The organism is Streptomyces sp. NBC_00876 (assembly GCF_045207435.1).
Classification (GTDB): Bacteria; Actinomycetota; Actinomycetes; order Streptomycetales; family Streptomycetaceae; genus Streptomyces.
In genome coordinates, this window is the sequence record NZ_CP108800.1 from 5,879,862 (window position 1) to 5,894,346 (window position 14,485).

14 protein-coding genes are annotated in these 14,485 nt (G+C 70.5%); 6 read left to right on the forward strand and 8 right to left on the reverse strand.

What is annotated here, in order from left to right; translation table 11 throughout:
* Positions 1–50 precede the first annotated feature (50 nt).
* From OG782_RS26055 to OG782_RS26065, 3 genes are all read right to left on the reverse strand, one after another.
* Positions 51–1,922 carry a glycosyl hydrolase family 18 protein gene (locus OG782_RS26055; protein ID WP_406454876.1) on the reverse strand — a complete coding sequence of 624 codons (1,872 nt, stop codon included), beginning with the start codon at positions 1,920–1,922 and terminating at the stop codon, positions 51–53.
* A gap of 179 nt (positions 1,923–2,101) precedes the next feature.
* On the reverse strand, positions 2,102–2,752 hold the full coding sequence (locus tag OG782_RS26060; RefSeq protein ID WP_406454878.1) for a response regulator: 651 nt from the start codon (positions 2,750–2,752) through the stop codon (positions 2,102–2,104).
* Positions 2,749–3,945 (reverse strand): sensor histidine kinase, encoded by a 1,197-nt coding sequence (locus OG782_RS26065; protein ID WP_406454880.1) that lies wholly within the window; start codon positions 3,943–3,945, stop codon positions 2,749–2,751. Before OG782_RS26065 ends, OG782_RS26060 begins: the two co-directional genes overlap by 4 nt.
* Positions 3,946–4,097: 152 nt before the next feature.
* Between OG782_RS26065 and OG782_RS26070 the strand changes: the two genes are divergently transcribed.
* Positions 4,098–4,673, forward strand: coding sequence for a hypothetical protein (locus OG782_RS26070; RefSeq protein ID WP_406454882.1), 576 nt, complete (start codon positions 4,098–4,100; stop codon positions 4,671–4,673).
* A 54-nt stretch (positions 4,674–4,727) separates the two neighbouring features.
* Here OG782_RS26070 and OG782_RS26075 read toward each other — a convergent pair whose 3' ends face one another.
* From OG782_RS26075 to OG782_RS26085, 3 genes are read right to left on the reverse strand one after another with little or no spacing between them, the layout of a single operon-like run.
* Positions 4,728–5,300, reverse strand: coding sequence for a cob(I)yrinic acid a,c-diamide adenosyltransferase (locus OG782_RS26075; RefSeq protein WP_406454884.1), 573 nt, complete (start codon positions 5,298–5,300; stop codon positions 4,728–4,730).
* 13 nt (positions 5,301–5,313) lie between these two features.
* Complete coding sequence (locus OG782_RS26080) at positions 5,314–6,063, reverse strand: ABC transporter permease (protein ID WP_406454886.1); 750 nt, start codon at positions 6,061–6,063, stop codon at positions 5,314–5,316.
* 12 nt (positions 6,064–6,075) lie between these two features.
* Positions 6,076–6,858 (reverse strand): ABC transporter ATP-binding protein, encoded by a 783-nt coding sequence (locus OG782_RS26085; protein WP_406454888.1) that lies wholly within the window; start codon positions 6,856–6,858, stop codon positions 6,076–6,078.
* A gap of 82 nt (positions 6,859–6,940) precedes the next feature.
* Here OG782_RS26085 and OG782_RS26090 point away from each other — a divergent pair, with 82 nt between their 5' ends.
* From OG782_RS26090 to OG782_RS26105, 4 genes are all read left to right on the forward strand, one after another.
* A complete protein-coding gene (locus OG782_RS26090) occupies positions 6,941–7,582 on the forward strand; it encodes a TetR/AcrR family transcriptional regulator (protein ID WP_406454890.1) in 642 nt (213 codons plus the stop codon).
* A 146-nt stretch (positions 7,583–7,728) separates the two neighbouring features.
* Positions 7,729–8,577, forward strand: coding sequence for a 3-hydroxyacyl-CoA dehydrogenase family protein (locus tag OG782_RS26095; RefSeq protein ID WP_406454892.1), 849 nt, complete (start codon positions 7,729–7,731; stop codon positions 8,575–8,577).
* A 238-nt stretch (positions 8,578–8,815) separates the two neighbouring features.
* On the forward strand, positions 8,816–9,139 hold the full coding sequence (locus OG782_RS26100; protein ID WP_018102617.1) for an STAS domain-containing protein: 324 nt from the start codon (positions 8,816–8,818) through the stop codon (positions 9,137–9,139).
* A gap of 252 nt (positions 9,140–9,391) precedes the next feature.
* Entirely contained in the window at positions 9,392–11,863 is a 2,472-nt protein-coding gene (locus OG782_RS26105) for an ATP-binding protein (RefSeq protein WP_406454894.1), read from the forward strand.
* A 131-nt stretch (positions 11,864–11,994) separates the two neighbouring features.
* Here OG782_RS26105 and nucS read toward each other — a convergent pair whose 3' ends face one another.
* Entirely contained in the window at positions 11,995–12,666 is a 672-nt protein-coding gene (gene nucS, locus OG782_RS26110) for an endonuclease NucS (protein WP_406454896.1), read from the reverse strand.
* Positions 12,667–12,929: 263 nt separating this feature from the next.
* Here nucS and OG782_RS26115 point away from each other — a divergent pair, with 263 nt between their 5' ends.
* The gene (locus tag OG782_RS26115; protein ID WP_406454898.1) at positions 12,930–13,322 is read left to right on the forward strand and encodes an SCO5389 family protein; all 393 of its coding nucleotides are present in this window, start codon (positions 12,930–12,932) and stop codon (positions 13,320–13,322) included.
* 90 nt (positions 13,323–13,412) lie between these two features.
* Here the strand turns inward: OG782_RS26115 and OG782_RS26120 are convergent, their stop codons facing one another.
* Positions 13,413–14,456 (reverse strand): LLM class flavin-dependent oxidoreductase, encoded by a 1,044-nt coding sequence (locus tag OG782_RS26120; RefSeq protein WP_406454900.1) that lies wholly within the window; start codon positions 14,454–14,456, stop codon positions 13,413–13,415.
* Positions 14,457–14,485: the final 29 nt, after the last annotated feature.

Consider the following 14,485-nt stretch of genomic DNA (forward strand, 5'->3'; position numbering starts at 1 on the left):
CTCCCCGGTGCTTTTCGGGGGTTACGCGATGAGCGGTGCCTCGGTGGGGATTACTTGAGACCGTTGTTCATCGCGCTCACGAGTTCACCGTTGCCGGTGTCCCCGCTGAACTCCCAGAAGAACGCGCCTCCCAGGCCCTGGCTCTTCGCCCAGGCCATCTTCGACGCGATGGTGGCCGGGGTGTCGTAGCTCCACCAGTTGGTGCCGCAGTGCGCGTACGCGGTACCGGCGACGGTGCCCGTGGAGGGGCAGCTGTTCTTGAGGACCTTGTAGTCCTCGATGCCGGCCTCGTACGTACCCGGGGCCGCGCCGGTGGCGGTGCCGCCGGGTGCGTCCTGGGTGACACCGGTCCAGCCGCGGCCGTAGAAGCCGATGCCGAGCAGCAGCTTGGAGGCGGGAACGCCCTTGGCCTTCAGCTTGGCGATGGCGTCCGCGGAGTTGAAGCCGGCCTTCGGGATGCCGCTGTACGAGGTGAGCGGGGAGTGCGGGGCGGTCGGGCCCTTCGCGTCCCAGGCGCCGAAGAAGTCGTACGTCATCACGTTGTACCAGTTCAGCGACTGCGCGGCGCCCGCGTAGTCCGCCAGGTCGATCTTGCCGCCCTCGGATCCGTCGGCCGTGATGGCGGCGGTCACCAGGTTGCTGCTGCCGAACTTCGTCCGCAGGGCCGAGGTGATGTTCTTCAGGGCGGCCGGACCACTGGTGTCACAGGTCAGACCACAGGCGTTGGGGTACTCCCAGTCGATGTCGATGCCGTCGAAGACATCGGCCCAGCGCGGGTCCTCGACCAGGTCGTAGCAGGACTGGGCGAACGCGGCCGGGTTCTGCGCGGCCTGGCCGAAGCCGCCGGACCAGGTCCAGCCGCCGAAGGACCACAGGATCTTGATGTGCGGGTACTTCGCCTTGAGCTTGCGCAGCTGGTTGAAGCTGCCGCGCAGCGGCTGGTCCCAGGTGTCGGCGACGCCGTCGACGGACTGGTCGGCGGTGTACGCCTTGTCGTAGTCGGCGTAGGAGTCACCGATCGCGCACTTGCCGCCGGTCACGTTGCCGAAGGCGTAGTTGATGTGCGTGATCTTCGCGGCGGAACCGGAGGTGTCCAGGTTCTTGACGTGGTAGTTCCGGCCGTAGACGCCCCACTCGGCGAAGTAGCCGAGGTTGACCTTGTCGCCGGTGCCGGGGTCGGTGCCGCCGCCGCCGGTGGTGTGCACCTTGACCGCGCCGCTGACCGGACCGGTCTGGCCGGCGGTGTCCCGGGCCTGCACGGTGTACGAGTAGTCGGTACCCGCGGTGAGGCCGGTGTTGGTGTACGTGGTGCCGGTCACCGTGGCGACGACCGCGCCGTCCCGCAGGACGTCGTAGTTCTTGACGCCGTTGTCGTCGGTGGCCGCGCTCCAGCTCAGCTTCGCCGAGGTGTCGGTGACGGCGCTCGCGGTGGGGGTGCCCGGCGCCGAGGGGGCGTTGTCGCCGGGGACGCTGCCGCCGTCGCAGGAGGCGCCGTTCAGCTTGCAGCCGGAGGGGGCGCCGGAGCCGGTGCCGTTGAAGCCGAAGGAGACGCTGGCGCCCGGTGCGACCGAGCCGTTCCAGGCGAGGTTCTTGGCGGTCCAGTGGGTGCCGGAGCTGGTGACGGTGGCGTCCCAGGCGGATCCCGCGGCGGTGCCGGCCGGGAAGTCCCACTCGATGGTCCAGGAGCTGAGGGCGGTGGTGCCGGTGTTCTTCACCGTCCACTGGCCCTCGAAGCCGCTGCCCCAGTCGGACTTCTTGAGGTACGTGGCGGTCGCGGAGGTCGCTGCCTCGGCGGGGGAGGCCATGCCGACCATCGCGGCCAGCGGGAGGAGCAGTGCGGTCAGGCCCGCGACGGCTCGGGATCTGGTGGCTTTTCCGGCCCCGAATCTGAATCGGGTCCGGCGGGGGGTATCAGTGCTCAACGGTGCTCCTCGGGTGAGGTCCGGACAATCGGGGGTGGTCCGTGGACTGCAAACCCTGCGCCGCCCTGAGCTCGCCTTGTCATGGCGGGCTCACCGCAGTGTGCTCGGTGAGATTAGGAAGGTCTGGACCAATCGTCAAGAGGTCCAGACCAAAGATCGGAGTCGGGCGCGGATAAACCTCAGACGCCCAACTCCTGTGCCAGCACGGCCGCCTGGACCCGGGAGCGGAGCTCCAGCTTCCCCAGCAACCGGCTGACGTGCGTCTTCACCGTCGCCTCCGCCATGGACAGCCGCACCGCGATCTCGGCATTGGACATCCCTTGGCCGAGGCACCCGAGCACTTCGCGTTCACGACGGGTGAGTGCGTCCAGGACCGTGGCGTCGGGGCGTTCCGACGGCTGTACGGAGGTGGTCCCGGCGAACTCCGCGATCAGCCGGCGCGTCACCGAGGGGGCGATCAGTCCCTCGCCGCGCGCCACCGTACGGACCGCTTCGAGCAGCCCGCGCGCCTCGGTGTCCTTCAGCAGAAAGCCCGAGGCCCCGGCCCGCAGCGCGCCGAAGACGTACGCGTCCAGATCGAACGTCGTCAGCACCAGGACGTCCGCCAGCCGCTCCGCGACCACCTGCTTCGTCGCGGACACCCCGTCCAGCCGCGGCATCTGGATGTCCATCAGCACCAGATCCGGGCGCAGTTCACGGGCCAGCCGGACGGCCTCCTCGCCGTCGCACGCCTGCCCGACGACCTCGATGTCCGTTGCGCTGCCCAGGATGAGCACCAGTCCCGCCCGTACGGCCGCCTGGTCCTCGGCGACCAGAACCCGGATCGTCATGCCTTCGTATCCCCTTCTCCGACGGGCAGTTCGGCCCGTACGCGCCATGTCCTCGTTCCGTTGCCCGTGGGTACGGGCCCCGCCTCGAACCTTCCGCCGAGCAGCGCCACCCGCTCCCGCATGCCGACCAGACCCGCCCCCGACCCCGGTGCGCGCGGTCCGGGACGGTCCCCGACGGCACTGCTCACCTCCACCGTGAGATGCTCTCCCGACTGCCCGAGCCGCACCGCGACCGGGCCCGGAGCCGCGTGCTTGAGCGCGTTGGTGAGGGACTCCTGCACGATGCGGTACGCGGCCATTTCCACCGGTGCGGGCAGCCGGCCAGGCTCGGCGCGGGTGTCGTCCAGGGTGCAGGTGAGCCCGCTGGAGGCGGCGTTCGTCCGGTGCTGCTCGATGAGGGCGTCCAGCGACCCGAGGGTCGGCGAGCTGCTCGGCTCCAGGTCCGCCGCCCCGGTGCGCAACAGCCCGATCAGACGGCGCATTTCGGCCAGACCGTCGACGCTGTTCTCCCGGATCACCCCGAGGGCGTCACGGGAGGTCGACGGGTCGTCGATGGAGAGCGCGGCGGTGGAGTGGATCGCGATCGCGGAGAGGTGGTTGGCCACCATGTCGTGCAGTTCCCGCGCCATCCGGGCGCGTTCGGCGGTCACCGCCTGCGCGCGGTCCATCTCGGCCAGCAGAGCGGTCTGATCGGCGCGCAGCCGGGCGGTCTCGGCGGCGTCGCGGTGGTTGCGCACACTCACGCCGGTGAGGGCGGGCACGAAGGAGACCAGGCCGGTCACGATGCCGATCAGCAGGGCCTCGGGGTCCCGGAACCAGGCCAGGAATCCGATCGTGACCGCGACCGTGATCAGGAAGGTGGTGACCGGGATCCGTCGGGCGGCCGCCGGGGTCCCGTACAGCACGGCCGCGTACATGAGGTCGGTGAACATCAGGACGGTCGCCAGGTTCCCGCGCGTGAACTGGTCCGCGATCAGCGCGAGCGTGCCGATGACCAGCGCCGTCTGCGGCGCGCTCCTGCGCACCAGTTCCAGCGCCGACATCACGGCGAGCGGGAGGAGCGCGAACCAGGGGGCGTCGAAGGGGCGGCCGTTCTGCATGTGCAGACCGAGCAGGGACAGGACCGCTCCGCCGAGCAGTCCGATGACCGCGATGAGGACGTCGTGGCGGTGGGGGCGGGCCGGAGAGAACACCCACCCATCCAACACGTCCGGCCCGCTGCCGCACCTCCGTACAGGGAGCGATCCGTCAGTACATCGAAGGATGCAGTCGACTTTCGTCACCGGGGCCGATGACCGGGGACCGCGGGGCCGGGAGGCTGGGAGGGAGCGAAAGGAACAGGGCCGTGATCGTCACACTGATCGTTGTCTGCGAGATCGCCTTCTGGGTGCTGCTGGCCGCCGGGCTCGCGCTGCGTTACGCCGCGAAGAAGCCGCGACCGGGTGCCGCCGTGCTGCTGTGCGAGCCGCTGCTGGAACTCGTCCTGCTGGTGGTGACGGCCGTCGACCTGAAGAACGGCGCCGAACCGGACTGGAAGCACGGGCTCGCCGCGGTGTACATCGGCTTCACGGTGGGGCTGGGCCACTCCACGATCCGGTGGGTCGACGCCCGGGTCGCACACCGCTTCGCGGGCGGTCCGCCGCCGGTGAGGCCGCCGAAGTACGGGATGGCGCGGGCCGCGCACGAGTGGCGGGTCGCCGGGCGGTGGACGGTGGCCGCGGTGACGGCGCTGGCGCTGCTCCAGGCGGCGGTCTGGTACGTGGGTGGCGAGGGGGACGTGACGTCCCTGCGGTCGTGGCAGCAGACGATGCTCTTCGTGATCGGGATCAATCTGGTGATCGCGGGGAGCTACACGGTGTTCCCGAAGCGGGGCCCCGGGCGGGAGCGGGAGGCGAAGCGGGTGTCGGGCCCGCCCGGGTGAGGCTTGTCCTCGATCGCCGGACGGGCTTGATGGTGCCGGCGGGGACTGTCTTGTCTACCGCTCGCCGCCCGGCACCCACAGCACGTCGCCGACCTCCTTGTTCGCCACCCGCGCCAGGATGAACAGCAGGTCCGAGAGCCGGTTGAGGTAGGTCGCCGTCAACGGGTTCATCACCTCGCCGTGCACCTCGAACGCGGCCCAGGTGGACCGCTCCGCGCGCCGGACCACCGTGCACGCCTGGTGCAGCAGCGCGGCGCCGGGGGTGCCGCCGGGCAGGATGAAGCTGCGGAGCTTCTCCGTCTGCTCCAGGAAGTGGTCGCAGTCGGCCTCCAGTTTGTCGATGTAGAACTGCTCGACCCGCAGCGGCGGGTACTTCGGCTCCTCGACGACCGGCGTCGACAGGTCCGCGCCCACGTCGAACAGGTCGTTCTGCACGCGGACGAGGACCTTCACGACGTCGTCGCTCAGCTGCCCGAGCGCGATCGCCGTACCGATGACCGCGTTGGCCTCGTTGGTGTCGGCGTACGCGGAGATCCGCAGATCGGTCTTGGCGGTCCGGCTCATGTCGCCGAGGGCGGTGGTGCCCTGGTCGCCGGTGCGGGTGTAGATACGTGTCAGATTGACCATGCGGTCAGCCTAGTTATGCGCCCGCCCTGCGGAAGACGCGTGTGCCCACTGTCACGGCGAGTGCCGCGAATCCGAGGGCGACCAGCACCCCGTACAGCATGTGCGCCGTGGCGTACGAGCCCACGTACGCGTCCCGCACCGCGTCCACGAGGTAGCGCAGCGGGGTGAGGTGCGACAGCACGTCCAGCCACTGCGGCCCCAGCGTCATGGGCAGCATCAGGCCGGAGAGCAGCATGGCCGGCATGGTGACCGAGTTGATCGCAGGCCCGAACTCCTGCGGTGTGCCCACCTTCATGGCCAGGGCGTACGAGAGCGAGGCCAGCGAGACGGTCAGCAGCCCGACGAAGGCGAAACCGATCAGCACACCGGGCAGCGGTGCGCGCAAGCCCATGAGCACGGCGGCGAGGACCAGCAGCACCGCCTGGAACGTGAACAGCAGCGTGTCGCGCAGGACCCGGCCCAGCAGCAGTGCCATCCGGCTGACCGGGGTGACCCGCATCCGCTCCACGACACCGGTCGACTTGTCGATGATGATGGCGAACCCGGTGAACGAGGCACCGAACAGGGCCAGCTGGAGCAGCAGTCCGGGGACCAGGATCTGCCAGGAGTCACCGGTCCGGCCGAGCGGCAGACCGGTGAGCAGCGGGCCGAAGAAGAGCAGGTACAACAGCGGCATCAGGATGCCGAAGAGGATCTGGAACTTTGAGCGCAGGGTCTGCCGGGCGTACCGCCCGAAGACGAGCGCGGTGTCGTGGAGAAGCATGGGGCTCGCTTTCTAGACGGTGACGGGTTCGGCATCGGTGGAGGCGGGGGAGCGCCCGGTGATCGCCAGGAAGGCCTCCTGGAGCGAGGCGGCGGACGATCCCGCGTACCGCTCCTTGAGTGCGGCCGGGGTGCCCTCGGCCACGACCAGGCCGCCGTCGACCACGACGAGCCGGTCCGCGAGCGCGTCGGCCTCGTCGAGGTAGTGGGTGGTGAGCACGACGGTCGTGCCGTACGTGTCGCGCAGCCCGCGCACCAGCTCCCACAGATCGCTGCGGCTGCCCGGGTCGAGCCCGGTCGTCGGCTCGTCGAGGAAGAGCACGGCCGGGCGGTGGGTGAGTCCCATCGCGATGTCGAGCCGCCGCCGCTGGCCCCCGGAGAGGGTGACCGTGCGCCGGTCCAGCAGCTCGGAGAGGCCCAGTTCGGCGGCGATTTCCGCGGCCCTGGCCACGGACGCGGCCTTGCCGAGCCGGTACAGCCGGCCCTGGGTGACCAGCTCCTCCCGGACGCTGATGTGGGGGTCGACGCCGCCCGACTGGGCCACGTACCCGCACTGCTTCCGTACGCCCGCCGGGTTCGCGAGCAGATCGCAGCCGGCGACGGTGGCCGCGCCGCCGGTGGGGGCGAGCAGCGTGGTGAGCATGCGGAGCGTGGTGGTCTTGCCCGCGCCGTTGGGGCCGAGCAGGCCGACGATCTCGCCGGCCGCGACCGTCATGTCGATGGAACGTACGGCCTCCACGGGGCCGGTCTTCGAGGCGAAGGTCCGGGCGAGCCCGGCCGTGCTGATGATTGGCATAGCGACCACAAAAACAGAGTCACTGAAAAATTGCAATGACACCAAATATTCAGGAACCCCAGAGAACCTCTACGATGGGGTCATGGCTGAGGGACTCAGGGAGCGCAAGAAGCGCCGCACCAGGCAGCACCTCTCGGACGTGGCCACCGGCCTCTTTCTGGAGCGGGGCTTCGACGACGTCACGATCGCCGAGATCGCCCGCGCCGCCGATGTCTCGGTGAACACGGTCTACAACTACTTTCCGGCCAAGGAGGACCTCTTCCTCGACCGCAGCCAGGGCATCGTCGACCGTCTCTCCCGGTACGTCCGGGGCCGCGACAAGGGCGAGTCCGCCGCCGACGCCGTGCTGCGCGAACTGCGCATCCAGGTGGAGGGCGTCTCGCCCGCGGTCGGCCTGATGGAGGGCTACGAGCGCTTCATGCGGGTCATCGAGGGCGCGGACAGCCTCAAGGCCCGCCTCTGGCACGTACAGCAGGAAGTCCTCCAGCACCTGGAGGCGACGCTCCAGGAGGAGTGCGGGACCGGGCCCGCCGACCCGGTCCCGGTCCTGGTGGCCGGTCAGCTCGCCTGGGTGCACAGCACGCTCATGGCGTACATCGGCCGCGAGATGATGGCGGGCCGCAGGGCCGGCGAGGTGTCCCGGGACGCCCTCGTGCTGCTCGACGACATCGAGGACCTGCTGGGCGAAAGGGTGCTCAACTACGCCCGGCGCGCCGCCGAATGACTCATCGCGGTGTGATGTCCGTCATTTGAGACGTGACGCGCATCTCTTCGCTGCCTCAGCACCCCTCACGGGTACTAACCTCCGCCGGAGAGCATGGACGAGAACCGCATGGACAAGAACCGCTGAGAAAGCATTGGGGTGCCAACGTGGCCAGGAAGCTCGCCGTCATCGGAGCCGGACTCATGGGGTCCGGCATCGCGCAGGTCTCCGCCCAGGCGGGCTGGGACGTCGTGCTGCGCGATGTCACCGACGCGGCCCTGGCCCGTGGCCGTGACGGCATCAAGGCCTCCTACGACAAGTTCGTCTCCAAGGGCAAGCTCGCACAGGCCGACGCCGAGGCGGCGCTCGCCCGCATCACCACGACCACCGATCTCGACGCGGTCGCCGACGCGGACATCGTCGTCGAGGCCGTCTTCGAGAAGCTGGAGGTGAAGCACGAGATCTTCCGGGCCCTCGACAAGATCGTCCGGGACGACGCCGTGCTCGCCTCCAACACCTCCGCCATCCCGATCACCAAGATCGCGGCCGTCACGGAGCGCCCGGAGCGCGTCGTCGGTGTGCACTTCTTCTCGCCGGTCCCGATGATGCAGCTCTGCGAACTCGTCCGCGGCTACAAGACGAGCGACGAAACCCTCGCCACCGCACGGGAGTTCGCCGAGTCGGTCGGCAAGACCTGCATCGTCGTCAACCGGGACGTGGCCGGCTTCGTCACCACCCGGCTGATCTCGGCGCTCGTCGTCGAGGCCGCCAAGCTGTACGAATCGGGTGTCGCCTCGGCCGAGGACATCGACATCGCCTGCAAGCTCGGATTCGGCCACGCCATGGGCCCCCTCGCCACCGCGGACCTGACCGGCGTCGACATCCTGCTGCACGCCACCGGCAACATCTACACCGAGTCGCAGGACGAGAAGTTCGCGGCCCCGGAGCTGATGCGCCGAATGGTCGATGCAGGTGACATCGGCCGCAAGAGCGGGCAGGGCTTTTACACCTACTGATCGTTTTCGGTCCCCGGGCCGCCTGATGTGCCGTCAATCAGGCCCGGGGCTCCGGAGGGCCATCCTCCGGAACCAGTGGATCCGCAAGGGGTTCGCGGCGGGTCCGGTCACTCCACGGAGTGAATTCGGTATCGGTTCGCTTACAGACGGCAACTTCCTTGTCGTTGCCGCAGTCAGTTGGGGCAGAGGCAGTTTCAGACAGACCGACCGTGTCACGGGGCATTCCAGGGGAGCGCATATGCACATCAGGGGCGACCACGCCGAGCTGGTCGTCGGGGGCCGCCTCGATGTCCGAAGCGCGGCGGACGCCCGTACGGTCCTGCACTCGGCGCTCGACGACGGAGTCGGCGATCTGGTGCTCGACCTGACCGAGCTGGATTCATGGGACGCGACCGGCCTCGGCGTCATCATGGGCGCGCACCGCCGCGCCGGGCGAGCCGGCCGGCGGCTGGTGCTCCGAGGGGTGCCCCCGCAGATGCAACGCCTTCTGGTCGCCACCAGGCTGCACCGCATCCTGGCCATCGAGGGCGGAATCGCCGCGGAATCCCTGCCGCGCGTCTAGGGCCTCCCGTGCGGAGCGCCCGGCGGCGGATGTCCCTCCGGACCCCCGGGCCGAAGCCACACAATCCTCACGAGACCGTGATCTGTGGGGCGGCGCGGCACCCCGGATGTTCGTAGATACTGTGCGAAGGTTTAGGGTTCGGCCGTCTGCCGATTGACGGACCCACCTGGCGGACACCGGACCGGAAGCGACAGCTGGACGTGCGAGGCCGGGAGGGACAACCGCGCTCGACGCGTCTTGGGGGCTTTGGCGATGGACCCGACACACCGGGGGCCGGAAGAGTTCGGCCATGACAACAACGGCTTCGCCGAGGATGCCGGCAGACGCCGCGCCTCCCGCGATCCGCTGACCCCGGATTTCGGTCAGCAAACGCCGCAACAGGCGCGCATCGTCCCGCTCGTCTCCGGCGACCTCCTGCTCACCGTCAACCCGGTCGACGGCAGCGAGGTCGAACCGTGCCCGCCGGGGGAGCAGCCCGCCGCGACCGTCCGCCGCACCCCGGCCGAGCGGACCGAGCGCGCCCGCGCCGCCGCACCCCCCGTGCCGCCCGGCCCGCCCGTCCTCCAGCTGCCCCTGCTGCAGCGCGAGGACGAACGCGAGCGACTGGTGCGCCTGCTGGCCCGCGGCCGCTCCGTACGGCTCACCGGACCGGCCGGTTCCGGCCGTACCGCGCTGCTGAACGCCGTCGCCGCCGACTGCGCGGAGCTCGCCCCGGACGGAGTCGTACGGCTGAACGGCCACAAGCGGTCCGTCACCGACCTGCTCCACGGACTCTTCGACGCCGTCCACGACGCCCCGCTGCACCGCCCGGACCGGGCCCTGCTGCTGGAGAAGCTCCGGTCCACGGGCGCCGTCGTCGTCCTCGACGACCTGGAGTTCGGCGGCAGCGCCCTGGACGAGCTGCTCGACGCGACGCCCGAATGCGCCTTCCTGCTGGCTGCCACGCCCGACGTCGCCGCGCCCCTCGCCGACTCCCACCTCGAAGAGGTCTTTCTCACCGGCCTGGACCGCGGTGCCTCGATCCTCCTGATGGAGCGGGTCGTCGAGCGACCGCTGACCGAGGAGGAGAGCAACTGGGCGGGCGACCTCTGGTTCGAGTCCGAGGGTCTTCCGCTGCGCTTCGTCCAGGCGGGCGCCCTGCTGCGCCAGCGCGACCTGCTGCGCACCCACCCCACCGCGTACGACGAGTACGGCTACCTCGGAGGCCGGCCCGCCGAGGCGCCGCTGCCGGACGAGGGCGCCGAGGACGGCGATGTCCCACTGCCCAGCCTCGGAGAGGGCGCGGCACCGGCCGCACTGCTCGCCTCGCGTCTCACCGGGGCGGCGCGCGACACCCTGCGCTTCGCGGTGGCGCTCGGCGGCGAGGTGCCGCACCAGGCGCACCTGCCGGCGCTCGTGGGGGACACCCACGCCGATGCCGCACTCGGCGAACTGGCCGGCTGCGGGCTGCTCTCCCCGGCCGGTTCCCGCTACCGGCTGGCGGCCGGAGTCGTCGCCCAGCTGGCGGCCGCCGGTTACGGCGACGACGCCACCGACCGCGCCCGTACGGCGGCCCAGCACTACACCTGGTGGGCCGGACACCCTTCGGTCACCCCCGCCCGTGTGGTGGCCGAGGCCGATGCGATCGTCGCGGCGATGACGCAGCTGGTGCCGGGGGACGGGGCCGGGCAGACCAGCGTGGCCGTACTGCTGGCCCGCAGCGCCTCGCCCGCCTTCGCGGCAGGGCTGCTCTGGGGCGCCTGGGAGCGGTCCCTGCGCGTCGGCCAGGAAGCGGGCCGGATCGCCGGAGAGGTTGCCGAAGAGGCGTACTTCCACCACGAGCTGGGCGTACTCGCGCTCTGTACCGGCAATTTCGACCGGGCCAGGGCCGAGCTGGAGACCTCCATCAGCATGCGCGGGGCGCTCGCCGACAAGAGCGGCGCGGTGGCGGGGCGCCGGGCGCTCGCCCTGGTCGAGGACCGCACCGGCGGGCCGGTGGCGGGCGGCGTTCCCGCGGCCGGTGAGATACCGGCCAATCCCTTCGAGGGATCGCCTCCCCGCGGTGTGCCGGCCGCCGGCACCGTCTCGATGCCGCTGTCGTACGCCGACGACACCGCGGTCATCTCCCGGCAGACGGCTCCGCAGGCCGCCAAGGACGAACGGTCCGGCCGATTCGCGATCCTGGGCGGGGCGCGGCGCAACCTGGTCGCGGCCGGCGCGGGGGTGCTGCTGGCCGGGGTGCTCGGCACGGTGGTGACGCTCGGCCTCACCTCGAACAGTGACCCGCAGGGTGACACCGGTGCCTCGACCGAGCAGTCGGCTACCGACGGCGGCGACACCGAGGAGGAGCTGCCGGCCGACGAGGCGACGGACGGTACGAGGCCGTCCGCGAGGCCCTCGACCTCCGTTTCCTCGTCGAGCCCGGGGCCGTCGGGGAGCGAGTCCGTGCCGGCGGGAGCGGACGGGACCTCGGCGCCGGGATCCACGGCTTCGGAGCCGGCCCCGTCGTCGACGGTCGAGCCGACCCCGGACAGGCCTTCGCCGTCTCGTACGACGTCCAAGCCGCCGAGGCCGACGAAGTCGACTCCGCCGCCGGCCACGCAGTCGCCGACGCCGACCGAGACGGAGCCCACCGGGTCGCCGTCGCCCACGGACACGGCGACGGACGAGCCGACGACGCCGGACACCTCGGACTCGGCGAGCGGGCCCTCGGGGGCCACGGGTGCGAGTCCGTCGATGACCTGAGGCGGGGTGCGCCCCCGGTGGGCGCCCTGTCCTCAATCTCCGGACGGGCCTGAGAGGCCGGACGGGTTCGCAGTGTGCGCGCCCGTCCGGCGGGGTTCGAGAGGCCCAGTGGGTTCAGGGGAGCCCGCGGGTCAGAACAGTCGGAGCTTGTCGTCCTCGATGCCGCGCATCGCGTTGTAGTCGAGCACCACACAGCCGATGCCGCGGTCCGTCGCCAGGACGCGGGCCTGGGGCTTGATCTCCTGGGCGGCGAAGATGCCCTTCACCGGGGCCAGGTGCGGGTCGCGGTTGAGCAGTTCCAGGTAGCGGGTCAGCTGCTCCACACCGTCGATGTCACCGCGCCGCTTGAGCTCGACGGCCACGGTCTGTCCGTCGGCGTCGCGGCACAGGATGTCGACGGGGCCGATCGCGGTGAAGTACTCGCGGCGGATCAGCGTGTAGCCCTCGCCGAGCGTCTCGATCCGGTCCGCGAGCAGTTCCTGAAGGTGCGCTTCCACGCCGTCCTTGATCAGGCCGGGGTCGACACCCAGTTCGTGGGACGAGTCATGGAGGATTTCCTCCATCGTGATGATCAGTTTTTCGCCCGCCTTGTTCACCACGGTCCAGACGCCCTCGGCGTCGCCGGTTCCCTCCTTCAAGGTGCAGGGCGGCGACATCCAGTTGAGCGGTTTGTACGCCCTGTCGTCGGCGTGAATCGACACGCTCCCGTCCGCCTTCACCAGGATCAGACGGGGAGCGGAGGGCAGGTGGGCCGTGAGCCGGCCCGCGTAGTCCACGGAGCAGCGGGCGATGACGAGACGCATGGTCGGCAACGCTACTCGACGACAGGTGCTCGACGCGATTCACCCACCCGTCACTCCATCCCCGCCTCGGAGTGCCGCTTTCTGGCTTGCCCCTCTTTGAACCCCTTCGTTATTGGCCGGTTGTGTTCCCATTCTCCTGGTGCGGCCCGGACTGCACCCTTACCGTGGATGCAGGAGGTCGCCGTCTGTGCACGCTGCGTCGCCGTCCTCCTTCCCTGCCCGTAAGGCCCCGGCCGTCCGTCGGGGTCGCGAGAGGAGAACCCATGTCGCTCGACGTCTCACCGGCGCTGTTGGAACAGGCCGAGCGAGGCGAGGTCGACGAAGCCGACTTCGTCGACTGCGTCCGGACCTCCCTGCCCTACGCATGGGAGATGATCAGCTCGTTGGTGGCTCAGCTGAAGGTCGACGGCGGGGAGTTCGCCGACAACCAGACGCCGCCGCCCAACGAACAGGCACGTGGTCAGCTGCTGCGTGCGCTCGCGAGTGATGCGATACGCGGCGCGCTGCAGCGGCACTTCGGAGTGCGTCTGGCATTCCAGAACTGCCACCGCGTCGCGGTGTTCCCGCTGGACGCCTCGGTCGACGACCGGCTCGCCCGATTCACCTCGGTGAGGGGCCAGTTGCTCAACCAGTCGCCCGGACTACGGGACTGCTGAACGCTTCTGCTGTCGTTCCGGGCCGCGGGAGGTGCAACTGGTCCGGGGCGGCAGCTCCCGTAGGTACACCGAAACACCGGCTCACGCGCATCATTCGAGGAGCGGCAGCACCTCTGTGCCCAGCCGCGCTACGTTCTCCTCCGTGGCCACGAGATCTCCGGAACCCTCCACCAGGAGCGCGAAGCGGGTGATGCCCGTGCGTTCCGCCGTGGCCGCGAGGCGGTCGGCCGCGAGGCGTGGCGGGCCCACCGGATGAAGGTCGCACAGCAGCTCCGTATAGCCGACCGGGTCGCGCATCACCCGGTGCCGGCCGTCGACCGTCACATGGGCCTCCAGCCCCTGGCGCAGCCAGCCGGGCATCGCCTTCACGAGCGTCTCCCTGGCGTCGTCGGCACGGTCCGCGATCTGGGCGACCCCCGCCGATACGTGTCCGGCGCGGTGCACACTCTCGGGCGAACGGCCCGCGGCGAGCGCGCAGGAGCGCCAGAGGGCGACCATGTCGGCCTTCTCCTCGTCCCCGCAGTGCATCCCGAGCAGCATCGGCAGGCCGTTCTCGGCGGCGAGTTTCACGCTCTTCGGCGAGGTGCACGCGACGATCACCTCGGGGCCGCCCGGCTGGTCGTCGCACTCCCCGTCGAGCAGGTCGTCGGCCCGGGGGACCACCGCCACCTCACGGAAGCCGTAGCGCTCCCCGCGGCCCGCCACGCGCGGTTCGCGCAGCCAGTCGAGCAGGAGCCCCAGGGACTCGGGGAAGCCCTTCTCGTACGCCTCCAGGCCGCCGCCGAACACCTCCAGATCGATCCACGGCCCGCCCCGGCCGACGCCGAGGGTGAACCGGCCGCCGCTGGTGAGGTGGAGCAGTGCGGCCTGCTCGCCCAGGGCCACCGGATGCTGGGTCGGCAGCACGCTCACCGCCGTACCGACGCGGATTCTGCGGGTGCGGCCGAGCAGCAGGGCGGCCAGCGTCACGGCGGACGGGCAGACCCCGTAAGACACGAAATGATGTTCGGCCAGCCAGACCGAGTCCAGCCCCGATTCCTCCGCGACCTCGGCGGACCGGATCGCGCGGTGCAGCGCCTCTCCGGGCCCCTGGCCCGGAAACTGCGCTGCCAGTACGAACGTTCCCACACGCATCGCCAATTGCCTCCTTGCGGCCGACGCGG